Origin of the sequence: Brevibacterium sp. FAM 24630, assembly GCF_049804075.1 — a bacterium.
Lineage (GTDB): Bacteria > Actinomycetota > Actinomycetes > Actinomycetales > Brevibacteriaceae > Brevibacterium.
In genome coordinates this window covers 75,165-99,369 of the sequence record NZ_JBNBZD010000006.1, presented here as the reverse complement: position 1 = coordinate 99,369, position 24,205 = coordinate 75,165, and the positions used below count along the sequence as shown (strand labels likewise).

General features: G+C 63.9%; 27 protein-coding genes. 14 read left to right on the top strand and 13 right to left on the bottom strand.

From position 1 onward, the window contains the following. Positions 1-46: 46 nt before the first annotated feature. Together ACPUD7_RS06730 and ACPUD7_RS06725 are read right to left on the bottom strand one after the other, a co-directional pair. On the bottom strand, positions 47-724 hold the full coding sequence (locus ACPUD7_RS06730; protein WP_135538181.1) for a Maf family protein: 678 nt from the start codon (positions 722-724) through the stop codon (positions 47-49). Next, positions 721-1,629: an SGNH/GDSL hydrolase family protein gene (locus tag ACPUD7_RS06725; protein WP_425119467.1), complete on the bottom strand. Its 909-nt coding sequence runs from the start codon at positions 1,627-1,629 to the stop codon at positions 721-723. The genes ACPUD7_RS06730 and ACPUD7_RS06725 overlap by 4 nt, the downstream gene beginning before the upstream one ends. A gap of 76 nt (positions 1,630-1,705) precedes the next feature. On the opposite strand from ACPUD7_RS06725, the gene ACPUD7_RS06720 reads away from it, so the two are divergent. Beyond that, positions 1,706-3,160 (top strand): AI-2E family transporter, encoded by a 1,455-nt coding sequence (locus tag ACPUD7_RS06720; protein ID WP_425119466.1) that lies wholly within the window; start codon positions 1,706-1,708, stop codon positions 3,158-3,160. 57 nt (positions 3,161-3,217) lie between these two features. On the opposite strand, the gene greA is transcribed toward ACPUD7_RS06720, so the two are convergent. Both greA and ACPUD7_RS06710 read right to left on the bottom strand, forming a co-directional pair. Further along, positions 3,218-3,712 carry a transcription elongation factor GreA gene (gene greA / locus ACPUD7_RS06715; protein ID WP_135538186.1) on the bottom strand — a complete coding sequence of 165 codons (495 nt, stop codon included), beginning with the start codon at positions 3,710-3,712 and terminating at the stop codon, positions 3,218-3,220. Positions 3,713-3,919: 207 nt separating this feature from the next. After that, positions 3,920-4,345, bottom strand: a complete 426-nt coding sequence (locus tag ACPUD7_RS06710) for a DUF4307 domain-containing protein (RefSeq protein ID WP_135538188.1) — start codon at positions 4,343-4,345, stop codon at positions 3,920-3,922. Positions 4,346-4,468: 123 nt separating this feature from the next. On the opposite strand from ACPUD7_RS06710, the gene mca reads away from it, so the two are divergent. Both mca and ACPUD7_RS06700 read left to right on the top strand, forming a co-directional pair. Then, positions 4,469-5,479 (top strand): mycothiol conjugate amidase Mca, encoded by a 1,011-nt coding sequence (mca, locus tag ACPUD7_RS06705; protein ID WP_135538190.1) that lies wholly within the window; start codon positions 4,469-4,471, stop codon positions 5,477-5,479. Beyond that, positions 5,476-5,871, top strand: coding sequence for a hypothetical protein (locus ACPUD7_RS06700; RefSeq protein WP_240689612.1), 396 nt, complete (start codon positions 5,476-5,478; stop codon positions 5,869-5,871). Before mca ends, ACPUD7_RS06700 begins: the two co-directional genes overlap by 4 nt. 50 nt (positions 5,872-5,921) lie before the next feature. Here the strand turns inward: ACPUD7_RS06700 and trhA are convergent, their stop codons facing one another. Further along, positions 5,922-6,707 (bottom strand): PAQR family membrane homeostasis protein TrhA, encoded by a 786-nt coding sequence (trhA, locus tag ACPUD7_RS06695; RefSeq protein WP_135538192.1) that lies wholly within the window; start codon positions 6,705-6,707, stop codon positions 5,922-5,924. Positions 6,708-6,810: 103 nt separating this feature from the next. On the opposite strand from trhA, the gene ACPUD7_RS06690 reads away from it, so the two are divergent. Then, the gene (locus tag ACPUD7_RS06690; RefSeq protein WP_135538194.1) at positions 6,811-7,575 is read left to right on the top strand and encodes an isoprenyl transferase; all 765 of its coding nucleotides are present in this window, start codon (positions 6,811-6,813) and stop codon (positions 7,573-7,575) included. 243 nt (positions 7,576-7,818) lie between these two features. After that, positions 7,819-9,126 carry a PhoH family protein gene (locus tag ACPUD7_RS06685; protein WP_135538196.1) on the top strand — a complete coding sequence of 436 codons (1,308 nt, stop codon included), beginning with the start codon at positions 7,819-7,821 and terminating at the stop codon, positions 9,124-9,126. A 107-nt stretch (positions 9,127-9,233) separates the two neighbouring features. Here the strand turns inward: ACPUD7_RS06685 and ACPUD7_RS06680 are convergent, their stop codons facing one another. The 3 genes from ACPUD7_RS06680 to glpX form a co-directional block, all read right to left on the bottom strand. After that, positions 9,234-10,637 (bottom strand): class II fumarate hydratase, encoded by a 1,404-nt coding sequence (locus ACPUD7_RS06680; protein ID WP_135538198.1) that lies wholly within the window; start codon positions 10,635-10,637, stop codon positions 9,234-9,236. Between the two features lie 65 nt (positions 10,638-10,702). After that, complete coding sequence (locus tag ACPUD7_RS06675; RefSeq protein WP_135538200.1) at positions 10,703-11,329, bottom strand: carbonic anhydrase; 627 nt, start codon at positions 11,327-11,329, stop codon at positions 10,703-10,705. Between the two features lie 67 nt (positions 11,330-11,396). Continuing rightward, positions 11,397-12,521, bottom strand: coding sequence for a class II fructose-bisphosphatase (gene glpX, locus ACPUD7_RS06670; RefSeq protein WP_205683308.1), 1,125 nt, complete (start codon positions 12,519-12,521; stop codon positions 11,397-11,399). A gap of 198 nt (positions 12,522-12,719) precedes the next feature. Between glpX and ACPUD7_RS06665 the strand changes: the two genes are divergently transcribed. Next, the gene (locus ACPUD7_RS06665) at positions 12,720-13,289 is read left to right on the top strand and encodes a DUF4245 domain-containing protein (protein ID WP_240689613.1); all 570 of its coding nucleotides are present in this window, start codon (positions 12,720-12,722) and stop codon (positions 13,287-13,289) included. A gap of 67 nt (positions 13,290-13,356) precedes the next feature. Here ACPUD7_RS06665 and ACPUD7_RS06660 read toward each other — a convergent pair whose 3' ends face one another. Next, positions 13,357-13,596 (bottom strand): exodeoxyribonuclease VII small subunit, encoded by a 240-nt coding sequence (locus ACPUD7_RS06660; protein ID WP_135538202.1) that lies wholly within the window; start codon positions 13,594-13,596, stop codon positions 13,357-13,359. 91 nt (positions 13,597-13,687) lie between these two features. Beyond that, positions 13,688-15,034 (bottom strand): exodeoxyribonuclease VII large subunit, encoded by a 1,347-nt coding sequence (xseA, locus tag ACPUD7_RS06655; RefSeq protein ID WP_425119464.1) that lies wholly within the window; start codon positions 15,032-15,034, stop codon positions 13,688-13,690. 188 nt (positions 15,035-15,222) lie between these two features. On the opposite strand from xseA, the gene ACPUD7_RS06650 reads away from it, so the two are divergent. Further along, entirely contained in the window at positions 15,223-16,209 is a 987-nt protein-coding gene (locus ACPUD7_RS06650) for a 4-hydroxy-3-methylbut-2-enyl diphosphate reductase (RefSeq protein ID WP_135538414.1), read from the top strand. Between the two features lie 52 nt (positions 16,210-16,261). On the opposite strand, the gene ACPUD7_RS06645 is transcribed toward ACPUD7_RS06650, so the two are convergent. Next, entirely contained in the window at positions 16,262-17,461 is a 1,200-nt protein-coding gene (locus ACPUD7_RS06645) for a DNA recombination protein RmuC (RefSeq protein WP_135538206.1), read from the bottom strand. A 72-nt stretch (positions 17,462-17,533) separates the two neighbouring features. Between ACPUD7_RS06645 and ychF the strand changes: the two genes are divergently transcribed. Then, the gene (gene ychF, locus ACPUD7_RS06640) at positions 17,534-18,619 is read left to right on the top strand and encodes a redox-regulated ATPase YchF (RefSeq protein WP_425119463.1); all 1,086 of its coding nucleotides are present in this window, start codon (positions 17,534-17,536) and stop codon (positions 18,617-18,619) included. 22 nt (positions 18,620-18,641) lie between these two features. Here the strand turns inward: ychF and ACPUD7_RS06635 are convergent, their stop codons facing one another. Further along, the gene (locus ACPUD7_RS06635; protein WP_135538218.1) at positions 18,642-19,031 is read right to left on the bottom strand and encodes a VOC family protein; all 390 of its coding nucleotides are present in this window, start codon (positions 19,029-19,031) and stop codon (positions 18,642-18,644) included. A gap of 222 nt (positions 19,032-19,253) precedes the next feature. Between ACPUD7_RS06635 and ACPUD7_RS06630 the strand changes: the two genes are divergently transcribed. The 3 genes from ACPUD7_RS06630 to ACPUD7_RS06620 are packed head-to-tail and all read left to right on the top strand — an operon-like array spanning position 19,254 to position 20,157. Further along, the gene (locus ACPUD7_RS06630; protein ID WP_135538220.1) at positions 19,254-19,535 is read left to right on the top strand and encodes a type II toxin-antitoxin system RelE/ParE family toxin; all 282 of its coding nucleotides are present in this window, start codon (positions 19,254-19,256) and stop codon (positions 19,533-19,535) included. Next, the gene (locus tag ACPUD7_RS06625) at positions 19,510-19,830 is read left to right on the top strand and encodes a HigA family addiction module antitoxin (protein WP_135538222.1); all 321 of its coding nucleotides are present in this window, start codon (positions 19,510-19,512) and stop codon (positions 19,828-19,830) included. The genes ACPUD7_RS06630 and ACPUD7_RS06625 overlap by 26 nt, the downstream gene beginning before the upstream one ends. A gap of 45 nt (positions 19,831-19,875) precedes the next feature. Continuing rightward, entirely contained in the window at positions 19,876-20,157 is a 282-nt protein-coding gene (locus ACPUD7_RS06620; protein WP_240689615.1) for a GNAT family N-acetyltransferase, read from the top strand. Positions 20,158-20,559: 402 nt separating this feature from the next. Here the strand turns inward: ACPUD7_RS06620 and ACPUD7_RS06615 are convergent, their stop codons facing one another. Continuing rightward, positions 20,560-21,327 (bottom strand): NAD(P)H-binding protein, encoded by a 768-nt coding sequence (locus tag ACPUD7_RS06615; protein ID WP_240689616.1) that lies wholly within the window; start codon positions 21,325-21,327, stop codon positions 20,560-20,562. 250 nt (positions 21,328-21,577) lie between these two features. Here ACPUD7_RS06615 and ACPUD7_RS06610 point away from each other — a divergent pair, with 250 nt between their 5' ends. From ACPUD7_RS06610 to ACPUD7_RS06600, 3 genes are all read left to right on the top strand, one after another. Continuing rightward, complete coding sequence (locus tag ACPUD7_RS06610; RefSeq protein WP_135538224.1) at positions 21,578-22,171, top strand: TetR/AcrR family transcriptional regulator; 594 nt, start codon at positions 21,578-21,580, stop codon at positions 22,169-22,171. A 292-nt stretch (positions 22,172-22,463) separates the two neighbouring features. After that, on the top strand, positions 22,464-23,606 hold the full coding sequence (locus tag ACPUD7_RS06605; protein WP_425119462.1) for an alpha/beta hydrolase fold domain-containing protein: 1,143 nt from the start codon (positions 22,464-22,466) through the stop codon (positions 23,604-23,606). Between the two features lie 138 nt (positions 23,607-23,744). Next, positions 23,745-24,185 (top strand): YtoQ family protein, encoded by a 441-nt coding sequence (locus ACPUD7_RS06600; RefSeq protein ID WP_135538228.1) that lies wholly within the window; start codon positions 23,745-23,747, stop codon positions 24,183-24,185. Positions 24,186-24,205 lie beyond the last annotated feature (20 nt).

Here is a 24,205-nt window from a genome sequence, read left to right as displayed (position 1 = left end):
CGAGAACTTCAATGGCGTCGGGCGTGTCACCCTGCCGCAACCGAGTCTAGTGCTGATGCGACCAGAGATCGGGCCAGAACAGGCCGCTATCGGTGACCAATTCGCGCACTGCCGGCAGGCTGAGTCCGAGCACCGTGAGGTGATCGCCGTCGAGGCGGTCGACGAAGGCACCCCCATAGCCGTCGATCGTCAGTGCCCCGGCCACCTGAAAAGGTTCCTCCGTGGCGATATAGGCCTCGAGTTCCTCGGCGCTGGGGGAACCGATGAGCACCGAGGTGGTCGACCGCTTCGAACGCAGCGCGCCGAGTTCGAGTTCCGTCGCCTCGGCTTCGGCACCGGAGGCGCGGTTGAGCACGGCAACCGTGTGTCCCGAATGCAGCTGCGTCCACTCGCCGGCGATCGCCGACCAGATGGTGCGGGTGCGTTCCGCGGTGCCCGGCTTGCCGATGGCGTGTCCGTCGAATTCGAGCAGCGAATCCCCGGCGATGACGACGATGGTCTCCGAGCTGTGCAGCACCGGGGGAGGGGAAGCGATGATCCGGTCGACGACCGCCTGGGCCTTCGCCTCCGACAACGCGGTGGTGAGATCGCCGACGGAGCCGGTGAACTCCTCCTCGATGGCACGTTCGTCGACGTCGGAGACGATGATGAGCGGATCGATGCCCGCGGCCGTGAGGATCTGGCGACGGGACGGAGACTGTGAGGCGAGGACGACCGGGATCACGAGACGGCCGCCGACGGGTGCGGATCCTGGTCGGGAGCGAGTTCTTTGCGGCGAGCGGTTTCGCCCTTCTCCGGGATGTCGAGGCTGCGATCGACGACGACCGGCGCTTCGATGCGTTCGGCGATCGCGGCGAGCAGAGTCGACGACAGCTGCGCGTAGCCGAGCTCGCTGGGGAAGCGCCCGGACTCGTTGAGCAGGGACCTGCGTGTCGTGCCGCTCAGAGACCCGGTCGACCGCAGCGGCACGGCGCGTGCCGCCAGGGCGGCCAGCCACTGGGAACCGGCGAGGACCCGTGAGGTGCGGCGCAGCGAGGTCTTGAGCGGGTCGCGCAGTCCCGGCAGGCCGCCGAGGTTGGGGCACACGAGGACGAACACCGTGTACCGGCCCTCCCGCTGGAGACGGTTGATGGCCTGATTGAGCACGGGAATGCCGATCGTCGCTTGGATCGGGTGGATGATGTCGCCGGTGCCGATCGAGATGATGGCGAAGCGACGGTCTTCGCTCCAGCGGTCGGACAGCTGGCGCGACAGCCATGGTGAGCGCAGCACTTCGTCGACCTGCCTGTGCAGGTCCTCGGACAGTGCTGAGGGGCGTGCGGTGGTCTGCACGCGAACGGTGGTGCCGAGCATGCGAGCCAGTCCGCGGCCGATGAGTGTGGGCGGGGCATGTTCGGGACCGACGTCGACCCCGCACAGCCAGGAATCGCCGATGACGGCTAAGGCGGCGGAATCGCCATCGTCGCGGTCTCTGGGGGCGGCGATCGCCTCGGCGAAGGTGGAATGGCGACGACTCTCATCGTCGTCGAAGGACCGACGCAGCGCACTCGCCTGATGGCGGAGGAGTCCGACCGCCGATGCACCGGCGCCGACCGCCGTGGCACCCATGGTCGCTACGGCAAGAATCATGCGTCTTCCCACTGATTTCCCTCCTCAGGCGTCATCATTCCACCTTAGTCAGTCTCTCAACAACTATTGTTGAGGCATGACCGATAACGATCAGCAGCATCCTACGAACCGTTTCCGTGGTGCCTGGGAGGCCTTCCGGCGAGGACGCGGTTCCTCCCGTTCCCGGCCCGAAGCAGAAATCTCCCCCGCCCGCAGCGTCAGCCCCGAGGAGATCGCCCTCAGCCGCATCGAAGCCGAAGCCAAGCCGTATGTGGCCCCGGGCCTCAAGCTCGCAGCCGCGTGGTCGTGGCGGTCGCTTCTCGTCCTCGTCGCCGTCGGCGTGGCGCTGTGGCTGCTGTCGAAGATCTCCAGCGTCGTTCTGCCGGTACTCATCGCGCTGCTGTTGGCCGCACTGCTGGCACCCCCGACCGGGTGGCTGGCGAAGAAGGGCATGCCCCGCGGTGGCGCGGCGGCGATCTCATTCGTCGGGTTCATCGTCGTCGTCCTCGGACTCTTCGGCCTCGTCGGGCAGCAGATCTATTCGGGCATGCCCGACCTCGTCAAACAGGTGATCGCCGGTGTCTCAGGCATCAGCAGCTGGCTGTCGACGAACCCCTTCGGCATCGACTCCACGACGGTCTCGGGCTACATCGAAAAAGGCATCGATACCGCGACGAACTTCTTCCAGAACAACAGCAGCCAGCTCCTCGGCGGGGCGCTGGAGGCCACCTCCTCGGTCGGCACCTTCCTCACCGGGATGGCCGTGTGCCTGTTCACGACGTTCTTCTTCCTCTACGACGGAGCGAACATCTTCAAATGGGTGGTGGGCCTGCTGCCGATCCCCGCCCGCCCCGTCGCCACCGGTGCCGCTCAGCGGGGGTGGACCACGCTCGTGCAGTACGTGCGGGTGCAGATCCTCGTCGCCGCAGTCGACGCGATCGGCATCGGCATCGGTGCGGCGTTCCTCGGGATTCCGTTGGTCATCCCGTTGACCGTGCTCGTGTTCCTCACCTCGTTCGTCCCCGTCGTCGGCGCCATCGCCTCCGGTGCGGTCGCCGTTCTGGTGGCTCTGGTGTCGAACGGGTTGGGCAGCGCCGTCATCATGCTGATCGTCGTCATCGCCGTGCAGCAGATCGAAAGCCAGGCCCTCCAACCGTTCCTCATGGGCAAGGCCGTCTCTGTCCACCCGCTGGCCGTGATCCTCTCTGTCACCGGCGGCGGTTTCCTCTTCGGCATCGTCGGCGCGCTCTTCGCCGTGCCGTTGGTGGCCGTGCTCAACAGCGTGGTCGGCTACATCGCTCGCGCTGACAGCGCCGCCGGTGATGATGACGCGGAGGACGCGGAGGGCCCGCCGAGCGATCCGAAGGCCCGGGAGGCCGCGGCCGTGTTGGACGCGGCGAAGGAACGACTCACCGAGGCGGTCCATGAGTCCGCCGAGGATGACAGTGCGGGTGGAGCCGGATCGACCGCGACCGATCCCGAGGAACTCGGACCGGATTCTGCGGATGCCGATGGGGAGAGTCCCGACGATTCCGACGGTCGAAGGAAATGATCTGAGAACAGTTGTGGGCGGGTGATCTCACCCGCCCACAACTGTTCTGACACCGATTCAGCCGGTGAAGGCCTCCACGGATTCGACCTTGACCTCGATGGTCTTGCCGTTGGGAGCCTCATAGGAGCTCGTGTCTCCGGCCTTGACGCCGAGCACGGCGGCACCGAGCGGTGACTTCTCCGAGAACACGTCGATGTCGGAATCTCCGGCGATCTCGCGGTTGCCCAGCAGGAAGCGCATCGAGTTGCCGGCGACGCTGGCGGTCACGACGGTTCCGGGAGCCACGGTCTTGCCGTCGCTGTCGCTGGAGCCGACCTTCGCGTTGCGCAGCAGCACCTCGAGCTGGCGGATGCGTGCTTCCTGTTTGCCCTGCTCATCACGCGCTGCGTGGTAACCGCTGTTCTCCTTCAAGTCACCCTCGTCGCGGGCGGCTTCGATCTTCTCAGCAATCTCTGCACGACCCGGTCCGGAGAGATGCTCGAGTTCCTTCGACAGGCGGTCAAAGGCTTCCTGGGTCAACCATGTCTCTTCCTGGGTGACTTCCTCGGTCATGACTTCTCCTTCTACGGTTCGGTGCGCTGACGGGCATGTCAGGCAACGAAAAAACCGGGCGTATGGGCACGCCCGGAAGTTGAATGAAACTACAGTGTAACGCATCCGTGAGCGAAAACGATGAGCTGAGTCACGTTCCCGCAATCGAGTCTGCCGGTGCTGCGGCAGAACCCTGATGCGTGCGAGACCTATTCGAAGGGATTCGCGCTATTCGAACCAGCAGGAATCGACGTGTCCCGATGCGGCCAGCTGTGTTGTCGCCAATTCGACCTCGACGCGTTTCGGCGAGTTCGGATCGTTGTCCGCGGAGGCCGGGACGGTCACCTCGGTGAAGCCGACGATCGCTTCGCTGTCGTTCGTGGCCTGGATGATGCAGTGGACATCGCGCTCCCGGTCGGGAAATATTCCGACGCTGACGTGCGTTGCAGAGGAGTCGACAACGGAATAGTCGAGGGTCTGCGGTGTCGTGGGATTCGTCTGCGGACGGAACGCCCACACGGCGATGACCGCGGCGACCACGAGGAGGACGATGACGGAGATGATCCTGGCTCGACGGCTCAGACCGCGTTTGTGCGTTCGGGGTCGACCGTAACGATCATCCTGCAGCGGTTGGGCCACTGTTACCTCAGTCATTGAATTCCTCTTTAAGTACTTCGCGCACTAATCTAGAGTAGTCGATCCTCTGCCGGCGATCATGTCAGACCCTGTGCCGGCAGCAGGTGGCGACCAGGCTGATTCGAAAGGGACATCTTCATTATGACTTCGCTTCCGTACCATGGGCTGCGACTGCTCGCGGTTCATGCCCACCCCGATGATGAATCTTCCAAGGGTGCGGCGACGAGCGCGAAGTACGCTTCTCTGGGGGCCCGGGTCCTCATCGCCACCATGACCGGCGGCGAGGCCGGAGACATCCTCAACCCCGCACTGCTGCAGAGTCCGAAGGCCAGTCGTGACATCGCCGGTCTCCGGCGTGAGGAGATGGCTGCCGCGGCCGCCGCGCTCGGTGCCGAGCACGTCTGGGTCGGCCATGTCGATTCGGGTCTGCCCGACGGCGACTTCGACAACCAGACTCCGCCCGGCTGCTTCTATCGGGTGCCGGACGAAGTGGCGATGCTGCCGCTGGTCCACATCATCCGCACCTTCCGTCCGCAGGTCGTGACCACCTATGACGAACTCGGCGGGTACCCGCACCCCGACCACATCAAGAACCATGCCGTGACCATGGCCGCCGTCGAAGCGGCAGCCGATGCGGATTCGCATCCCGAGCTCGGCGAGCCGTGGCAGGTGCAGAAGGTCTATTACAACCAGGACCTGTCAGCCAAGAAGTGGATCACCATCCACGAGAAGATGGCCGAGGCGGGACTCGAATCCCCTTTCGCCGACCACCTCGAGGACTTCAAGAAGCGCGACAGTGCCCGTCGCAACTGGCTGAGCACCCGAATCGCCTGCTCGGAGTTCTTCCCCGCCAGAGACCGGGCGCTGCTCTCACACGCCACCCAGATCGACCCCGAAGGCGGATTCTTCTCCGCTTCGCGCAATGCCGCTCGCACCTACTGGCCGACCGAGGAATTCGAACTGGCCGTCGACCGCACCGATCGTGCGCCGCTGACTCCGGACGTCGATTTCCAGGAAGAAGACCTCTTCGCGGGAGTGACCCGCGACGACGGGCGGCGTGTTCCGGACGAGGGGATGCTGCCGGATTCGCCAGCCGGTGAGGACACCACCGCCGCTGACTCCACCCTGACCGAAAGCGATACTCACGCATGATCCTCCTCGCCTCCACTCCAGCTCCGACCACCGACGGAGGCTCTCCGAATCCGGATCTGGTGACCCCGGGAACGATCGGTTTCCTCGCGACCCTGGCCGTGGTGGTCGTGACGATCTTCCTCATCCGCGATGCTCTGCGCCGAGTCCGTCGGGTCCGTGCACGTTCAGGGGCCAGCGATGCCTACCCGATTCCGCTGCGCAGGCACGTGGTTCCGAACCAGTCGAAGCTCTCGGGACCGGACGAGCCCGAACAGGCCCAGAAGCCCGCAGGCAACGAAGCGACAGGCAACGAAGCGGCAGGCGACGAAACGCCAGGGGCGAAGCAGGCGGACGAAGCCACGGAGGCGACAGGGGCGCAGGAGCGCACCGAAGACTCCGACAAACAGTCCTGAGACTCTGCTCGGCAGGGCCTGCTCGGCATCCCGCCGCCTCGGTGTGGGGATCAGTATGCGGCGACGGCCGCGACGATGAGCGCGGCGAGATGGCAGCCGTAACCGAGGATCGTGAGGATGTGGAAGATCTCGTGGAAGCCCAGCCACTTCGGTGACGGGTTCGGACGCTTGATGCCGTAGATGACGGCACCGGCGACATAGCACACGCCGCCGAGGACGACGAGGAGACCGACGGAGAGGTTCGTCGCCCAGATCTGCGGGATATAGCCGACTCCGGCGACTCCGAAGCCGACATAGATCGGTACGAAGAGCCACCTCGGTGCGGTGGTGAAGATCGTGCGGAAGGCGACGCCGAGCGCGGCCGCGCCCCACAGCACAGACAGGAGCAGGATGGCCTGATCGGTGCGGAGCATGAGCACGGCCAGCGGAGTGTAGGTGCCGGCCGTGATGAGGAAGATGTTCGCGTGGTCGAGGCGTCGCAGAACGAGGCGGACGCGGGTGCGCCACCGACCGCGGTGGTACACGGCGGAGGTGCCGAAGAGCAGCATTCCGGTGATCGCGAAGATTGCCGCCGCGATGCGCGATTCGATCGTCGGAGAGATGATCACGAGCGCGAGTCCGCCGAGCATCGCCAGCGGGAACGCACCGGCGTGGAACCAGCCGCGCAGCTTCGGCTTGACCTGCCCGGCGAGCTTGGTCAGTTCGGCACGCAACGCCATGCGACGGCGGGCGATGCGCTGGTGATTGCCTGTCGAAGCAGCGTCCGCGGAAGTATCGCCGATGGGCCGGGAGGCGTCGGGAACGATCGGGGACGGACCTGTGACGGGAGCATTCATGACACCATGGTAACCAGTGAGTCTGAAGCCTCATTCAGCGACGGCGGCTAGTAGTCTGTACAGTGTTCGAATCGACCGGAGACCAACGCGAAAGAGGACAGCCGTGGCGCGACCAGTGAACCTGCTCTATCGGCTGTATGAGCGACGGCTCAAGCGTGAGCTCGACAAGTCGGTGCCGGTTCCGCGCCATGTCGGGGTCATCACCGACGGCAACCGTCGGTGGGCGAAGGAATTCGGGGCGACGACCGCTGACGGGCATCGGGCGGGGGCGGCGAAGATCGTCGAGTTCCTCGGCTGGTGCTTCGAGATCGACGTGGAGATCGTCACCCTCTATGTGCTGTCCAAGGAGAATCTCGCACGATCGGCCGAAGAGGTCGCCATTCTCATCGAGATCATCTCGGACCTCGTGGAGAAGATCGCCGCACTCGACGGCGTCGGAGTGCAGTTGGTCGGTGACCTGGACATCCTCCCCGACGATCTGCGGGCCCGCCTGGAAGCGGTGACCACGAACACCGATGACTGCGGGATGCGCGTCAACGTCGCCGTCGGCTACGGCGGTCGGCAGGAGATCGTCAACGCGGTGAAGTCCCTGCTGCGGGCCCGCCGGGGTGAGGGCACGGATCTTGAGACGATCATCTCGGAACTGTCGCCGGAACAGATCGGCGAACACCTCTACACCAAGGGCCAGCCCGATCCCGACCTCATCATCCGCTCGTCCGGCGAGCAGCGACTCTCCGGATTCCTCATGTGGCAGAGCGCGTACTCCGAGTTCTACTTCTGCGAAGCCTACTGGCCGGACTTCCGGCGTACGGACTTCCTCCGCGCCGTCCGCGACTACGGTCTGCGTCAACGCCGCTTCGGCAAATAGGCAATGGTCATCCTCGTGCCCGCCGGCAGGGCATCGAGTACAGACAGCAGACCACGGTTTCGGGATGCGGACCGGGGCATCTCGCATTCACGCGAAGTTCACGACCTCGACGTGCCCGACCGCGCGTGCCGACACGTGATTGCGGTCGAATCGGGTTAGGTTGACAGTAGTTGGTCGACACCAACCCGAGATCGGGGGATGTCAGAACCGGATCTCGGCGGAACTCACGCCACAGAGGTCCTCATGGCTGAAAATGTTCACACCTACGTTCTCGACACCTCAGTGCTGCTCTCGGATCCCGGCGCACTTCTGCGCTTCGCCGAACATCACGTCGTCATCCCACTCATCGTCGTTTCCGAACTCGAAGCCAAACGCAACCATTCCGAGCTCGGTTTCACCGCCCGCAGAGCCCTGCACATCCTCGACGACTTCCGCTCGGAATTCGACCGACTGGACCAGCCGATACCCGTCGGCGAAGCGGGTGGGACGCTGCGCGTCGAACTCAACCACATCGACGCTTCGACGATGCCGGTGGGTTTCGACCGCACAGAGAACGACACACGCATCCTGGCGGTGGCCCGCAACCTCTCAGCCGAAGGCCACGATGTGGTCGTCGTGACCAAAGACGTGCCGATGCGGGTGAAGGCCTCTGCGCTGGGACTGCATGCCGAGGAGTATCTGGCGGAGCTGGCCGCCGATTCGGGCTTCACGGGAATGAGCGAACTCGCTCTCGACGAGGAGCAGATGAGCGAGTTCTACGAATCGGGGGCGATCGTCACCGAGGCGGTGTCCGAGGAGGTCGTCAACACCGGCGTGGTCATCACCTCACCGCGGGGTTCGGGTCTCGGGCGGGTCGAGGCAGGCAACCGTGTGTCCGTGGTCCGCGGGGACCGCGACCTCTTCGGAGTCCGCGGACGTTCGGCGGAGCAGAGGATCGCCATCGACATGCTGCTCGACGACGCATTGGGAATCGTCTCGATGGGAGGGCGAGCCGGAACGGGGAAGTCCGCGCTGGCCCTCACTGCCGGACTGCAGAAGGTGCTCGAAGAGAACAAGCACTCGAAGATCATGGTGTTCCGGCCGATCTACGCCGTGGGCGGGCAGAACCTCGGATACCTTCCCGGCAGCGAAGGGGAGAAGATGAACCCCTGGGCCGAGGCGGTGTTCGACACCCTGAGCGCACTGGTGAGCAAGAACGTCATCGACGAGGTGGTCAACAGGGGCATCCTCGAGGTGCTGCCGTTGACGCACATCAGAGGACGTTCGCTCCATGATGCCTTCGTCATCGTCGACGAGGCGCAGTCCCTGGAGCGCAATGTGCTGCTGACGGTGCTCTCACGCATCGGGATGAATTCGAAGGTGGTTCTCACCCACGACGTCGCGCAGCGGGACAATCTGCGGGTCGGCAGGCACGATGGAATCGCTGCGGTGATAGAGAAGCTCAAGGGCCACGACCTCTTCGCCCACGTCACGCTGACGCGTTCGGAACGATCGGAGATCGCGGCGCTGGTCACCGACGTGCTCGAGGAGTTCGATCCCTTCCGGGGCTGAAGAGCACGAAACGGCGCCCGGACGGGTCTGTCCGGGCGCCGTATGCTGATCGGCCGTGCCGAGTGCTGACCAGCATGGGCCGTCTGCTGATCAGAGAGGCCGGGTGCTTACTTGTAGTCGCCGATCATCGTCGTGACGTCGAGCGCCTGATCGAGATCCGCCTCGGTGATGGAGCCGTCTTCGACGAAGCCGAGGGCGATCGTCGCCTCCTTGACGGTCATCTTGTTGGCCACAGCGTGCTTGGCGATCTTCGCCGCAGCTTCGTAGCCGATCACCTTGTTCAGTGGGGTGACGATGGAGGGGCTGGCCTCGGCGAGGAAGCGAGCGCGCTCCTCGTTGGCGGTGAGCCCGTCGATCATCTTCTCGGCCATGACGGTCGAGGAGTTTGCGAGCAGGCGGATCGACTCCAGGAGATTGGAGGCCATGACGGGGATGCCGACATTGAGCTCGAAGGCACCGTTCGTCGAGGACAGGGACACCGCGGTGTCGTTGCCGACGACCTGGGCGGCGACCTGAATGGTGGCCTCACAGATGACCGGGTTGACCTTGCCGGGCATGATCGACGAACCGGGTTGCAGGTCGGGGATCGCGATCTCACCGAGACCGGTATTCGGGCCCGAACCCATCCAGCGCAGGTCGTTGCAGATCTTCATGTAGCCGTAGGCGATGGTCCGCAGCTGACCGGAGGCCTCGACGAGCCCGTCGCGGTTGGCCTGCGCTTCGAAATGGTTGCGCGCTTCGGTGATGGGCAGACCGGTCTCTTCGGCAAGGATCTCGACCACACGCGAGGAGAAGCCCTTGGGCGTATTGATGCCGGTGCCCACTGCAGTTCCGCCCTGCGGCACTTCGGCAACACGAGGCAGGGAGGCCTCGATGCGTTCGATGCCGTAGCGGACCTGCGCGGCGTATCCGCCGAACTCCTGGCCCAACGTCACCGGGGTGGCGTCCATGAGATGGGTGCGGCCGGACTTGACGATGGAGGAGAACTCCTCGGCCTTCTTCTCCAACGAAGTTGCCAGGGTCTGCATGGCCGGAACGAGCGTGTTGACGAGTGCCTTGGTCACGGCCAGGTGCACCGAAGTGGGGAACACGTCGTTGGAGGACTGCGAAGCATTGACATGGTCGTTCGGGTGGACATCGACACCGTCGGCTTCGAGGGACTTGGTCGCCAGCGAAGCGAGCACTTCGTTGGTGTTCATGTTCGAGGAGGTGCCCGAACCGGTCTGGAAGACGTCGATGGGGAAGTGCGCGTCGTACTCACCGGAGATGACCTTGTCGGCCGCGTCCTGGATCGCCTTGGCGCGGGCCTCGTCGAGGACGCCGAGTTCGAGGTTGGCCTTCGCAGCGGCCTTCTTCACCTGGGCGAGGGCCGCGATGTGCGCCGATTCGAGGCTCTTGCCGGAGATCGGGAAGTTGTCGACGGCGCGTTGGGTCTGGGCACTGTAGAGAGCGTCCTTGGGGACCTTGACCTCACCCATGGTGTCGTGTTCGATGCGAAATTCTTCGCTCATTGTTGTCCTTTCCGTTGGGCTGTCTGAGTTTTGTCGATGTGATCGACCACCGAAGTGGCCGAGCGTCAGGAGGCGTGGTGCGAGACTGCCGCCTCGTCGCCTCCGTATTGGGCGACGACGGTCGTGCGACCGTCGTGGAGCTGATAGGTGAGACCGACGATGATGAGTCGGCCCTCTTCGACTGCGGTCCTGATGATCGACGACAGCTGCATGATCTTGTCGACCGTGTCGATGGTGTTCTGCGCGACGGTCTCATTGACCGTGGTGCGTTTGTTCGTCCGGGCCCGGGCCACGGTGGGCAGGATGCGCGCGACGACATCGGAGATGAATCCCGGGGGCGTCTCACCTGAATCGTAGGCGTTGTAGGCTGCCGTCACGGCTCCGCAGCTGTCGTGGCCGAGCACGACGAGCAGGGGAGTGCCGAGGAGTTCGACACCGTATTCCAACGAGCCGAGGGTGACCGGATCGACGACCTGGCCGGCGTTGCGGACGACGAACATGTCGCCGAGGCCGACGTCGAAGATCATCTCCGCAGCGACTCGGGAGTCCGAGCAGCCGAAGAGCGTGACGAAGGGCGTCTGATCGCTCGACAGCGCTTCACGCCGTGCCGTGTCCTGATTGGGGTGCTGTGGAACGTCGTCGACGAAACGCCGATTTCCCTCCAAGAGTCGATTCCAAGCCGCATTGGGCATTGTTTTCGAACCTGCTTCCGATTTCGAGATGGTTGCGTCGCACCCGGGCTCGGGTCCGGCAGGGATGTCAGATGAGTCCGCGTCGGGCTGCTTCCTCGGCGGCTTCCACGTAGGAGTGGGTCTTCGCGGACTGATGCTCGGCGAAGACCTGACGGACAGTGCCCGACTTCGAACGCATGACGAGCGAGTGCGTGGTGACGTGACCGCCCTGGAACTTCACTCCGTCGAGCAGGTCGCCGTTGGTGATACCGGTGGCGACGAAGTAGCTGTTGTCGCCGGTGACGAGGTCATCGGTGTTGAGCACCTGGTTGACGTCCAGGCCCGCGGCCGCTGCGGCCTCGCGCTCGGAATCGTCCTGCGGCCACAGTCGACCCTGGATGACTCCGCCCAGAGCCTTGATCGCACATGCGGTGATGATGCCTTCGGGGGTGCCGCCGATGCCCATGAGCATATCGACTCCGGTGCCGGGGCGGCAGGCGGCGATGGCACCGGCGACGTCGCCGTCGGTGATGAGCTGGATACGCGCGCCGGCGGCGCGGATCTCGTCGATCATCTGCTGATGGCGTGGACGGTCGAGGATCATCACCGTCACCGAGGTGGGATCCTTCGTTCCCTTCGCCTTGGCGACCCGGCGGATGTTCTCAGCGATCGGCAGACGCAGATCCACCGCATCGGCGGCTTCGGGTCCGGTGACGAGCTTCTCCATGTAGAACACGGCGGATGGGTCGTACATGGCGCCGTCCTCTGTGACAGCCATGACCGAGATCGCATTGGGCATGCCCAGAGCGGTCAGGCGGGTGCCGTCGATCGGGTCGACGGCCACATCGCAGTGGGGTCCGGTGCCGTCTCCGACCTGCTCACCGTTGAAGAGCATCGGCGCTTCGTCTTTCTCGCCTTCGCCGATGACGACGGTGCCGGCCATCCGGACGGTGGAGATGACATTGCGCATGGCGGCCACGGCCGCTCCGTCGGCGGCGATCTTGTCGCCGCGGCCGACCCAGGGGGCGGCGGCGATGGCCGCCGCCTCGGTGACTCGGACAAGTTCGAGGGCGAGGTTGCGGTCGGGAGCGTCCTCTCCGACCTGTGCCTTCTGTGACCAAGCATCGGTCACTGCGACAGGGGGAGTCTCGTCATCGACTCGTCCTCGGTCATGGTGAGATTTCACGTCAACAGGCTCTTTGGAGTCACTCATGCTCTCAATTGTGCCACCCCTGTGATCGAGGTCGCGACAGCGGCACCGGGTTGTGGCCGCAGTCACCTCCGTGCTGTGGGATTGGCTCTTCGCGCGCGAGCCGAGGACAATGGCGGTGTGAATGTCCGAAATGCTGCCGACGAGACGGGAGCCCGAGCAGTCGTCGATGACACGGCGCGGGTCCCTGAGGGAGAGTCCATGGCTGACGAGTCCGGAGTGATGCTGCCAGGATCCCGTGAAGAGATGCGCTTCCTGAGGAAGAACTCCAACTGGGTCAACATGGTCATTGCGATCCTCGCCTGCCTGGCGGTCGCGGTGGGGATCCTGTTCCTCGCACCCCAGCCGGAGGTCGATTCCGAACGCGTCGTCGACTACCAGGGCATCGCCGAACAGTCGGAGGGAAACGCCGACTTCGATCTCATCGTTCCTCAGATTCCGCGCGGATGGACGTCGAACGAAGCCAGCCTCGATCGGCTCAATGACTCTGAATACACCTCGTGGTACATGTCGTTCATCGGCCCCGAGGACCAGTGGGTGAGCATCGAACAGTCCAAGTCGAGCGAGAACTGGGCGAAGAAGAAGACCGACGGCGCGATCGCCGCCGAGAAGGTCACCGTCGGCGGTGCCGACTTCCAGATCTACCGCACCGATGATGCGAAGGAATACTGGGTCACCAACAAGGGCGATGTCTACGTCGTGCTGACCGCAACCGCCGCACCCGATACCATCAACACCTTCGCCGACCAGGTCGCCGCACAGCTCAAGTGACCGCTGTGGGCCGGACTGAGTGATCAGTCGGTGCCTGCACTGTCGACCTGTGAGAGGTGGTCAGTGCTCAGTCGGCGTCGTCGGAGGTTTCCTGGCGTGCCTTGTCGAGGCGTTCCTTGGCCCCGTCGAGCCATGACTGGCAACGATCGGCCAGTGCCTCGCCGCGCTCCCACAGCCGGAGAGACTCTTCCAGCGGCAGATTGCCGGTCTCGAGACGTTTGACGGTCATGACGAGTTCTTCGCGAGCCTGTTCGTAGCTGAGCGAATTGATTTCGGGCTGATCCTGCTGGGTCGTCGGTTCGGTCATCGGAGTCTCCTTCGTGGAAATGGTGGAACTGTGCTGGTCTGTCTGTGCGGAGCTGGGGCGGTGTCGACGAACGGGATCGTCCGGTGAACCTTCAGCTCTCGGATCCGTTCGCCGTCTCGGCAGCGTCGTTCGCATCGTCGGTGGAATCGGATGCGGGTTCGGGGGTGACGTCGGTGACCGCGGCATCGAAACGGCCATGGGCGACGCGCACATGCACCGCATCCCCGCTTGCGACCTCGGCGGCGCTGCGCACCGCCTGTCCGGCATCGGTCTGGACGACTGCGTACCCGCGTTCGAGGGTGCGCAGGGGCGAGAGTGAGCGGGCCTGTGAACGGAGATGGTGGATCTCGTTCTGCGCCTGAATGACAAGACCGGTCGTCGCTTGCAGGCTGCGGCGACGAATCGTCGCCAATTCGTTCTCATGAGCGATGATCATCGTCTGCGGTTCGGCCAGGACCGGTCGAGAGCGCACCGCGGTGAGCATCTCCTGTTCGCGGTCGAGGATGCGATGGACTGCGGCTTCGAGTTCGGCCCGGGCGCGCAGCAGGTTCATGCCCTCCTCGGCGACGTCGGGAACGATCCGCTTGGCAGCATCCGTCGGGGTCGAAGCTCGCATATCTGCGACTTCGTCGAGGATGGGCCGGTCGGCCTCATGCCCCACTGCAGAGACCACCGGAGTGCGTGCGGCGGACACGGCACGGACCAGAGCTTCGTTGGAGAAGGGAAGGAGATCTTCCATGCTGCCACCGCCGCGGGCGATGACGATGACGTCGATCTGCGGGTCCTCGTCGAGTTCGGCGAGGTTCTTCATCACTCCAGGCACCGCGTCAGGTCCCTGGACCGCACAGTTGCGGATCTCGAATTCCGCGGCCGGCCAGCGCAGGTGCACATTTCGCACAACATCTTTCTGCGCGTCGGAGTCACGGCCGGTGATGAGCCCGATCCTATTGGGCAGGAACGGCAGTCGCAGTTTGCGGCTGGGGTCGAAGAGCCCTTCTGCGGCCAGCTGCTTCTTCAGCCGCTCCAGACGAGCGAGCAGCTCGCCGAGGCCCACGGCGCGGATGTCGTTGGCGCGCATCGTGAGTCGACCGGTCTTCGTCCAGAAGTCGGCTTTGAGGTTGGCGACGACATGACTGCCCTCGGTCAGCGGAGCACCGGTGCGCTCGAGGACGTTCTTCCAGATCTGAACGGGCAGGGACATTTCGACATCGGTGTCGCGCAGGGTGAGGTAGCTGGCCTTGCCGCGATGGTTGAGCTCGACGACCTGTCCTTCGATCCACACGCTCGACATGCGATCGATATAGGACTTCATCTTCGACGAGAGCAGGCTCAGCGGCCACGGGTTCTCCGCGGTGGTCTCGGCCGCGGTGGCCGCGAGCTCCTTCGGCTCGACGGTTTCGCCGAGTGTGCCGGGAGTGCCGGAAATTCTTTGCGCCATGGTAAGTCCCCTTCCGAGCCCCAAGCCTAACGAACGACACGGACACAGCCCATTTCTCGGCTCCCGCCAGTCCGCCGCTTCTTCGGCGGGCATCCGCTTCTGCACCGTGCGTGCGGTCACCCTGGCCGCCACCGCCGGCCCCTGCTTAGACTGGAGAGGTGACTGCCGTTTCCGTACCCACCCCGACGATGCCGCGCCGGCGTGTGCCTGCCAGCGATATCCGCACCCCCGAGGGCACCGAACAGCGGGTGCTGCTGGCTGCCCCGCGCGGCTACTGCGCCGGGGTCGATCGCGCGGTGATCGCAGTCGAGCGTGCCCTTGAGCATTTCGGTGCGCCGATCTATGTGCGCAAGGAGATCGTGCACAACCGGCATGTCGTCGAAACCCTGTCCGACCGCGGTGCCGTCTTCGTCAATGACACTGATGAAGTGCCGGAAGGGGCACGGGTCGTATTCTCCGCTCACGGAGTCTCACCGGTCGTCCACGCCGAGGCAGCCGAACGATCACTGTCCACGATCGATGCGACCTGCCCGCTGGTGACGAAGGTCCACAAAGAAGCGATCCGGTTTGCTCGCGACGGTTTCCGGATCCTGCTCGTCGGCCATGCCGGACACGAAGAGGTCGAAGGAACCATGGGAGAGGCGCCGGAGCACATCACGCTCGTGCAGAGTCCCGACGATGCACGCACCGTCGAAGTCCCTGATTCAGAGAAGCTCGTGTGGATCTCCCAGACGACGCTGAGCGTAGACGAAACGATGGAGTCCGTCGAGATTCTGCGCGAGCGTTTCCCGCACCTGCAGAATCCGCCCAGCGATGACATCTGCTATGCCACACAGAACCGGCAGGTCGCAGTGAAGAAGATTGCTCCCGAGGCGGATCTCGTCCTCGTCGTCGGTTCGGCGAACTCCTCGAACTCTGTGCGTCTTGTCGAAGTCGCGCTCGAACACGGGGCGAAAGCCGCGCACCGTGTCGACTTCGCCCGCGAGATCGACGAAACCTGGTTCCACGATGTCGCCACCGTCGGGCTCACCTCAGGAGCGAGTGTTCCCGAGACTCTTGTCCAGGACGTGCTCGGGCTGCTGGCCGACTACGGCTTCGACAGCGTTGACGAGGTCATCACCGCCGAGGAAGACCTCCTGTTCTCCTTGCCGAAGGAACTGCGCAAACTCGGCTGAAGCTCCAGCCCCTGTGCGGCAGGGCAACCCGGGGCCGCCTGCGGTCGACTGTTCAGTGCGTACCGGTCTGTCGATCGCGCAGATCTGTGGGGCCACTGTGGTCGAATGCCGTCGAGTGAGGACGCGACAGCTCTTCGGCACTGACGCCTCGAGCACGGGTATCGAGTTCGGCAACGGTGTCGAGTTCATCGGCGACGATCCCTGTCGACGGGAACTTCCGCGCTGTGACGAGGAACCGGGACTCCAGGGAGGAGACGAACCGGTTGTAGTCCTCGACGGACCGGTCGAGGCTCGCACCCAGCCGCGACACATGCGTGACCAGTGTGCCGATGCGTTCATAGAGTTCTGTGCCCAGCCGCAGCACCTCGGAGGCCGAGGTCGACATGTCGGCTTGGCGCCAGTTGAGCGCGACCGTCTTGAGCAGAACGAGCAGTGTTGCCGGTGAGGCGAGGACGACGTTCTTGCCCAACGCATGATCGATCATCTTCGGGTAGCTGGCTGCGGCCGACGAGAGGAGACCGTCGGTGGGGACAAAGCAGACGACGAAATCAGGGGAGGAGTCGAAGGATTTCCAATACTCCTTCGACGCCAGCGCATCAACATGCCGCAGCAGCGCTCGGGCATGGTCATGGCCACCCGCCGCAGCCCCGCCGGCTGCCTCGGTGGTCTCTTCACTGATTCTGGCCGACAGGGGTGTCTTCGCATCGATGACGATCGTGCCGCCGCCAGGCAGGTGGACGACCATATCGGGGCGATGACGCTTCCCGTCGCGGTCGGCAGTGACTTGAGTGTCGAAGTCCACGTGGGGGAGGAGCCCCGCATATTCGACGATGCGTTTGAGCTGCACCTCACCCCAGTCACCACGGTGAGTAGTCGAATTCAGGGCGTTGGCCAAGGACCCGGTCGATTCCTGGAGTCGAAGGTTCTGCTGACTGAGGTGGCCGATCTGGGAGTTCAGCCGGGTGATCTGTTCGATCTGCGTGCGGTCCTGGGTCTGGAGATTGTCCTGGAGGCTCTTCACACTCGCCGCCAACGGCCCGATGGCTGCGGTGATCTCACCGGCCATCTGCGCATCGGCTTCGAGGTCTTCGGTGCGTTCGGACAGGATGCGGGAGGTCGTCTCCGCTCGGGTGATCCTCTCAAGGTAGCGCGAACGCGTGAGCGTGCGCCCGAGGAGGAACCCGAGGACGGCGGCGAAGAGGATCGCCACGACGAAGGCGATGATGACTCCGGATGCGGGGAAAGCATTCATGACTCCAGGGTGACAGAGGGCACGGACACGAGAATTCGAGGACCACCTCGGCGGCGGCTAGACTTGGATATCGTGGCTTTGACTATTGGAATCGTGGGGCTGCCGAATGTCGGCAAGTCGACCATGTTTAACGCACTGACCAAGAACCAAGTTCTCGCGGCGAACTACCCGTTCGCGACGATCGAACCGAACGTGGGCGTGGTCCCTCTGCCCGACGTCCGATTGACGCGGTTGGCGGAGATCTTCGGTTCCGAACGCATCCTCAACGCGACCGTCGACTTCGTCGACATCGCCGGGATCGTGCGCGGTGCCTCCGAAGGCGAGGGCTTGGGCAATCAGTTCCTCGCCAATATCCGCGAAGCCGACGCGATCTGTCAGGTCATCCGTGGGTTCGTCGACGACGATGTCGTCCACGTCGACGGCAAGATCAGTCCCGCCGATGACATCGACACGATCAACACCGAGCTCATCCTTGCCGACCTGCAGACGCTGGAAAAGGCGCGGCCGCGGATCGAGAAGGAAGTCAAGGGCAAGCGTGCCCCTGCCGAGCAGCTGACCGCGATCGACGCCGCCACCGAGATCCTCGAAGGCGGTCGGACGCTGTACCAGGCGATGCAAGCCGACAATTTCGATGTCTCAGCTCTGCGTGAGCTGCAGCTGATGACCGTCAAACCGTTCCTCTACGTGTTCAACGTTGATGACGATGTGCTCGGTGACGAGGGCAAGAAGAACGAGATGCGGTCCCTCGTGGCCCCGGTCGAGGCGATCTTCCTCGACGCGAAGTTCGAATCCGAACTCGCAGAACTCGATGAGGAAGAAGCCCGGGAGATGCTCGAGTCGACCGGTCAGGACGAAAGCGGGCTCGACCAGCTCGCACGTGTCGGCTTCGACACTCTCGGTCTGCAGACCTACCTGACGGCCGGCCCCAAGGAATCCCGAGCCTGGACGATCCCGAAAGGTGCCACCGCCCCCGAGGCAGCCGGGGTCATCCACACCGACTTCCAGAAGGGCTTCATCAAGGCTGAGGTCGTCTCCTTCGGTGATCTCGATGCCAACGGAACGATGGCGGCGGCGAAGGCCGCCGGCAAGGTCCGGATGGAAGGCAAGGACTACGTCATGGTCGATGGCGACGTGGTGGAGTTCCGGTTCAACGTGTGATCCGTGCTGGGGTGGAACCTCGTCAGTTGACGGTCTGCACGACCTGCACCAGATGTCCGTCGAGGTCCTCGACCCAGGCGATGAGCAGACGGTCGAGCCATGGCTCGGGCAGCTTGATGGGCGTCGCGCCGAGCTTGACCAGACGTGCATAGCCGGCAGGAACGTCGTCCGTCCAGAGGATCAACGCTGCACGCTGGCCGTCCGCGACAGGATCGAGCCCGTGGTCATCGCGGGTGCTGGTCTCGGTCGCGAGTCCGATCCGGTACTCGTCGAGGACGAGATCGACGTGGATCGGTGTCCCTGTCCGGGGCGTGCGGAACACTTCGTCGAAGCCGAGGCCACGATAGAACTCCGCTGCACGGTCGATGTCGCGCGTGAACAGAACGACCTGGGGTGTTCGAAAGACCGTCATGTCGTCAGTTTGCCATGGGCAGGGATGACAACAGGATGAGAGAGCAAGCCCCCAGGCGCGAGCTGCCACCTGGTCGGCGCGCAGATCAGGGAGTTGTGCCACCTGAGCCTGGTGAAGCGACCATTGCGCCGATGTCGAGGAGATGGCCGTATGTGCCGGAACACGGTGAAGATCCGGGTTAACGTCTAGCGTTATTGACGGTTGCCGTTATACAATGGGTTCATGATCAGATCGTTCGGGAGCAAGGACGCCGAGCGGATCTGGCATGAGCAGTACGTCAAGAGCGTTGACCGGACGGTGCAGCGGGCGACCTTGCGGAAGCTGGAACTCATCCACGCGGCGAAGGATGTCGAGGACCTCAGGGCACCGCCAGGCAACCGCCTGGAGCGTCTGGTCGGCGACCGACGCGGGCAGCACAGCATCCGCGTCAATGCGCAATGGCGTCTCTGCTTCGTCTGGAGAGATGGAGGTGCGGACAATGTCGAACTCGTCGACTACCACTGAGAGCGACCTGATCGAGCCGATCCACCCGGGAGAGATCCTGATGGAGGATTTCATCGAGGGCTTCGGTATCACGCAGAACAAGCTCGCCGTGTCCATCGGTGTGCCGCCGCGCCGGATCAACGAGATTGTGCACGGCAAGCGGGGGATCACCGCTGATACTGCGATCCGTCTGGCGCGCTACTTCGGAACGTCCGAGGAGTTGTGGATGAACTTGCAGTCGAACTACGAGCTGCGGCTCCAGCGCCGTGCACTGCACGACAAGGTTGCCGCGATCACGCCGTTGCAGGTCGCATGAGCAACTCGCTCCAAGGAGACATGGACGGTCCGTAACAGCAATGGAGTGGTCGTCGGTGCCACGCTGATCGATCGCCACTTTCCGTATGTCGCTGAAGTGCACCTCACCGTCGTCGACCGGTCAGTTCACGGGACCGGCGTCGGCACCGCAATGCTCAGGGCCGTCGAAGTCGATGCGGTTTGCCGTGAGGTGCGGCTGTTGCAGGTGAAGACCGTCGGAGCCTCGCACCCAGATCCCGGATATGCGCGCACTCGGCTCTTCTATGAGCGGTGGGGTTTTCTGCCGCTTGAGGAGACCGCGCTCTGGAGTCAAGGCACCCCTGTCTGATCATGGTGAAGTCGCTGCCTCGCGAACAGCAGGTACGCCCTGACGATCCCTGTATCATCGAGGTTTTGAGAGGTATGCGGGCACGAGCGTTGCGCGAGTTCCACCCAGAAGTTGGTATCGGTCGGAACTCGGTGGAGTTCCGGTTCAACGTGTGAGTCTCGAAGCGACAGAACGGCCTCATTTGCTGAAGCAGACGATGCCGTTCCGCTAATCGACCATGGCCGTATGCGGGGGAGCGGACCGGTTTGCTCGACGTGGCTCGTGGCGCCACTGTTGGCGGTGGAGCTCGGGGCCAGGGCTGCCCTCATCACCGGAATCGAGCCGACCTGCCCGCGTCGACGTCGAATGGTCAGGCTGAGTCAATCAGCCCCATCGAGCGCGGGCGCCGCATGAAGTCATGGACTACCGGACCTCTAGATCGTTCAGCTGATCGGTGATGCTGCGGGGTTCGCGCTCCAGGAGTCGCGAGAGTGTGGGGTCCGCACCTGAGAAGTGTCCGCTCCTGGTGGCTTGGAACATCGATAGGGTAAAGCGCGCGACGGCCTCGGGCATTCCGCTGGTGGTCGCATCGGACACCCATTTCTCGTCTTCGATGACGATGCGATCGATCTGGCGGCCGGTGATCTCGGACGCGGAGGCGGCGAAGTCCGCGAGGGTGACTGGCTGAGGCAGCGTCAGATCGATCGGCCCGTCGAAGGGGTCATCAGCGGTGAGGATCGCAGCGGCGGCCTCTGCAGCATCTCGCCGATCGACCCAAGAGAAGGGGCCGTCGGCGGGCATGGCGATCACGCCCGTTTCCTGCCACGCGCCGAGCAGCTGGGCGGGATCGCCGTAGAAGCCGTTGCGCAAAGCAGTCCAGGCGACTCCGGATGCTGCGAGATGCTGTTCGGTGGCGGCGTGGATCGCGAGCGGCGGGTACGGCGTGTCGAAAGCCGTCCCCTGGGCGCTCGTGTACAAAATCCGCTGTGCTCCTGCATCGACGGCAGCATCAATCGCCCTATGGTGCTGCGCGACGACGTCAGAAGAGAGGTCGCTCGAGGAGACCAGGAGGACCTGCTCGGCGTCAGCGAAGGAGTGGCGCAGGGCCGGGGTCGTCGTAGCTGCCTTGCCGCACGCGGACTCCGCGAGCGGCAAGGTGCGCCGCACGCGTGGGGTCACGGACGCTGACACCGATCTGGTGTGGCGGCATCCGCTTGAGGAGGTGGTCGACCGTGGCCCCATTGAGAGTGCCTGTAGCTCCGGTCACAACAATCATCTGAACGTCCTTTCGTGCGGCGGTGACCCGGCATGCTGCTTTGGTCGAACGCCGGGCGGGGATGAACGTGAAGTTGACTCTCATGGTCAACTTCCCCGCGATCCATCCTGCATTAACTTGACTGCTAGGATCAAGTTAGTCGTCGATCCGGAAGGAGCCTGCACCATGACCGACTCTCGAGGCGCGTCAGCTCTGCGGGCGGATGCCCGCCGAAACGTCGATCGGATCCGGCATGCGGCGGCGCAGGTTTTCCGGGAGCAGGGGTTCTCTGCACCGCTCGAGGAGGTCGCCGCAGCCGCCAAAGTGAGCAAGGCGACCATTTTCAATCGGCTCGGCGGGAGGATCGGGCTGATCGATGCCGTCATCGACGACGTCGTCGCGGTGAAGCTGCGGGCCATCATCGAGGATGCGCGGTCCGTTGTCGAGGTCCGAGAGCGGATCTGCTCCTACGTTGGAGCGCTCCGGGACCTGCAGTATCGACTTCCAGCAGTGAATGATGTCCTGCTGCAGGTGTACCGCGACTCCGAGCCTCTGCTCGCTCTGTGTCATGCTGGGACGGCTTTTCACGACAGCCTCGTCGCTCAAGGGCATGCCGCAGGCGTCCTGGCTCCCGACTTCACCCCTGCTGACTTCCACGCACTCGCTCGAGACAATGCTCTGGCCCTCAAGCACGGTGGTCGGCCGACTCGGGCCGACTACGATCGCCGAACCGCGTTCGTGCTCGGTGGGATCTGCGCATCGTCATGTGCGTCCGATTAGCCTCGCGGGGTCGAAGAGACTGCCCTGGGTGCAGGGTGCTCTGCAGTCTGCAACATCCCGCTCCTCGTCTTCGCCGCACACGAAACAGCAAGATTGTGCGAATCGACCTGAGTTAGAGTGACCCCTGGCATCAGCATGTGATCGCAACGATGAGATCTGCGTTAGGGGAATACCAGCCCGAAAGATCGAAAGTCGAGGACCGAAGATGACAGGCAACAAGAGTTCGTCACAGCTGTCGGTGTCGCAGAACGTCGCCCATACACTTCGAGCCACAGGTCTCATCCTCGCGCTCATGCTGGGTGCGATCTCTGCGGTCTTCGGCCTCGCATCGCTCATTCCCGGGCTTGGCCCACTCAGTCCGATCGCGTCTCGATGGGCTCCCACCGTGGCGCCGCCGGTAGCGCTGGCGGGGTTGATTGCGCTCCTGATCGGAATCGCTGCTGTGCGCAGGGGTACTCGACGAACCGGAGCGGTCGCAGCAGTGCTGGGCGGGGTCGGCACGCTGGGGAACTTCGCGGTCATCATCGTCCTCGTCGGCGCCATCTCGGCCGCCGGCGGCACGGTGAACCTTTTCACCGCAACGTTCGGGCTGTCCGCAATAGACGCGGCGACGCCCGATCGACAGGAAGTGTACGACAAGACCGGATCCGGCGACGACCTTTCCGTATCGATCTACGAACCGGAGGGCGTGACAGGCTCGGCACCGACGATCATGTACGTTCACGGGGGCGGTTGGATCGCGGGCGAGCCGAACGCTTCGAGCTCGGAGCTCCGCGAACTCGCTGATCACGGCTACCTGGTCGTCTCGGTCGAATACGAACTCGCGAGCCTGGACAACGCAACCTGGCAGAGCGCGCCCTCGCAGGTTGCGTGTGCGGCGAGCTGGATTCAGACCCACTCAGATGCGCTCGGTGCAGATATGGACCGCCTCGTGTTCTGGGGCGAGAGCTCAGGCAGCAACATGGTCGCCAATACCGCCGGCGCCGCAGCCCAAGGCACCGCCGAATCGTCATGTGGTGGGAAGGTTCCGGTTCCGGCCGCTGTCGTCGCAGATTACCCTGCGTTCGACGTGACTGGCCTTTACGAGAACGCTCCGGCCGGCCCTGGAGCGGGAGCCGGCACTCGCCTTTTTGCCACCAGCTACACGGGTGGCACACCGGAGGAATATCCGGAACGCTACGCAGCGGTGAATTCCGTTACTCATCTCGAGGATCCCGCGCCTCCGATGCTCATGATGACTGCGATGCGCGATGACGTCATCACCCCAGCCGACCAGTTTGCATGGGCGGAAGCGGCCCGAAGCCGTGGAGTCGACGTCCAGACCGTGCGTATTCCACTCGCCAACCATGCCTACACGCAGAAATCGAAGAACTCACTCGGCAGTCAAGGTCATCTGAGCATCGCAGAGGCATACCTGTCCGAACGGCTTCGCTGACCCCTGCCTCCCGACCCGAAAAGCGCTTCGGAGGTGCGCAGGAAGCTTCAGGACAAGATTGATGATCACCAATTGGCTATGGTGGTGCCGGAAGGGGCATACCGGTCCCACCCATATTCGAATCAGGAGTCTTCGATCATGAGCTTCAGCGTCTATCTCTCCGGCGAGATCCACACCGACTGGCGTGACGAGATCCAACACGGTGCCAAGGCGGCCGGCCTGGATGTCGTGTTCACTGCACCGGTGACCGACCACCCTGCCAGCGATGCCGCCGGCGACCACCTCGGTGAGAATGACAGCCAGTTCTGGCGGGATCATCAATCAGCCAAGGTCAATGCGATCCGCACACGTACCCTGATCGAGAAGGCTGACATGGTTGTGGTGCGCTTCGGCGACAAGTACAAACAATGGAATGCTGCCTTCGACGCTGGATACTGCGCCGCACTGGGCAAACCCTATGTGACTCTCCACGACGCCGACATCATCCACCCGCTCAAAGAAGTCGACGCCGAGGCCAAAGCCTGGTGCACGACAACCGATCAGGTCGTCGAGACCCTGCGCTACATTCTCAGGGACTGAGCCTGTCACCATCTCGTCAT

What these genes read in the sequence shown, in the direction of transcription:
- ACPUD7_RS06725 (WP_425119467.1), bottom strand. Translation starts at nt 1,629, where the DNA reads ATGATTCTTGCCGTAGCGACCATGGGTGCCACGGCGGTCGGCGCCGGT.
- ACPUD7_RS06720 (WP_425119466.1), top strand. Translation starts at nt 1,706, where the DNA reads ATGACCGATAACGATCAGCAGCATCCTACGAACCGTTTCCGTGGTGCC.
- greA (WP_135538186.1), bottom strand. Translation starts at nt 3,712, where the DNA reads ATGACCGAGGAAGTCACCCAGGAAGAGACATGGTTGACCCAGGAAGCC.
- ACPUD7_RS06710 (WP_135538188.1), bottom strand. Translation starts at nt 4,345, where the DNA reads ATGACTGAGGTAACAGTGGCCCAACCGCTGCAGGATGATCGTTACGGT.
- mca (WP_135538190.1), top strand. Translation starts at nt 4,469, where the DNA reads ATGACTTCGCTTCCGTACCATGGGCTGCGACTGCTCGCGGTTCATGCC.
- ACPUD7_RS06700 (WP_240689612.1), top strand. Translation starts at nt 5,476, where the DNA reads ATGATCCTCCTCGCCTCCACTCCAGCTCCGACCACCGACGGAGGCTCT.
- trhA (WP_135538192.1), bottom strand. Translation starts at nt 6,707, where the DNA reads ATGAATGCTCCCGTCACAGGTCCGTCCCCGATCGTTCCCGACGCCTCC.
- ACPUD7_RS06685 (WP_135538196.1), top strand. Translation starts at nt 7,819, where the DNA reads ATGGCTGAAAATGTTCACACCTACGTTCTCGACACCTCAGTGCTGCTC.
- ACPUD7_RS06680 (WP_135538198.1), bottom strand. Translation starts at nt 10,637, where the DNA reads ATGAGCGAAGAATTTCGCATCGAACACGACACCATGGGTGAGGTCAAG.
- ACPUD7_RS06675 (WP_135538200.1), bottom strand. Translation starts at nt 11,329, where the DNA reads ATGCCCAATGCGGCTTGGAATCGACTCTTGGAGGGAAATCGGCGTTTC.
- glpX (WP_205683308.1), bottom strand. Translation starts at nt 12,521, where the DNA reads ATGAGTGACTCCAAAGAGCCTGTTGACGTGAAATCTCACCATGACCGA.
- ACPUD7_RS06665 (WP_240689613.1), top strand. Translation starts at nt 12,720, where the DNA reads ATGGCTGACGAGTCCGGAGTGATGCTGCCAGGATCCCGTGAAGAGATG.
- ACPUD7_RS06660 (WP_135538202.1), bottom strand. Translation starts at nt 13,596, where the DNA reads ATGACCGAACCGACGACCCAGCAGGATCAGCCCGAAATCAATTCGCTC.
- xseA (WP_425119464.1), bottom strand. Translation starts at nt 15,034, where the DNA reads ATGGCGCAAAGAATTTCCGGCACTCCCGGCACACTCGGCGAAACCGTC.
- ACPUD7_RS06650 (WP_135538414.1), top strand. Translation starts at nt 15,223, where the DNA reads ATGCCGCGCCGGCGTGTGCCTGCCAGCGATATCCGCACCCCCGAGGGC.
- ACPUD7_RS06645 (WP_135538206.1), bottom strand. Translation starts at nt 17,461, where the DNA reads ATGAATGCTTTCCCCGCATCCGGAGTCATCATCGCCTTCGTCGTGGCG.
- ACPUD7_RS06635 (WP_135538218.1), bottom strand. Translation starts at nt 19,031, where the DNA reads ATGACGGTCTTTCGAACACCCCAGGTCGTTCTGTTCACGCGCGACATC.
- ACPUD7_RS06630 (WP_135538220.1), top strand. Translation starts at nt 19,254, where the DNA reads ATGATCAGATCGTTCGGGAGCAAGGACGCCGAGCGGATCTGGCATGAG.
- ACPUD7_RS06625 (WP_135538222.1), top strand. Translation starts at nt 19,510, where the DNA reads ATGTCGAACTCGTCGACTACCACTGAGAGCGACCTGATCGAGCCGATC.
- ACPUD7_RS06610 (WP_135538224.1), top strand. Translation starts at nt 21,578, where the DNA reads ATGACCGACTCTCGAGGCGCGTCAGCTCTGCGGGCGGATGCCCGCCGA.
- ACPUD7_RS06605 (WP_425119462.1), top strand. Translation starts at nt 22,464, where the DNA reads ATGCTGGGTGCGATCTCTGCGGTCTTCGGCCTCGCATCGCTCATTCCC.
- ACPUD7_RS06600 (WP_135538228.1), top strand. Translation starts at nt 23,745, where the DNA reads ATGAGCTTCAGCGTCTATCTCTCCGGCGAGATCCACACCGACTGGCGT.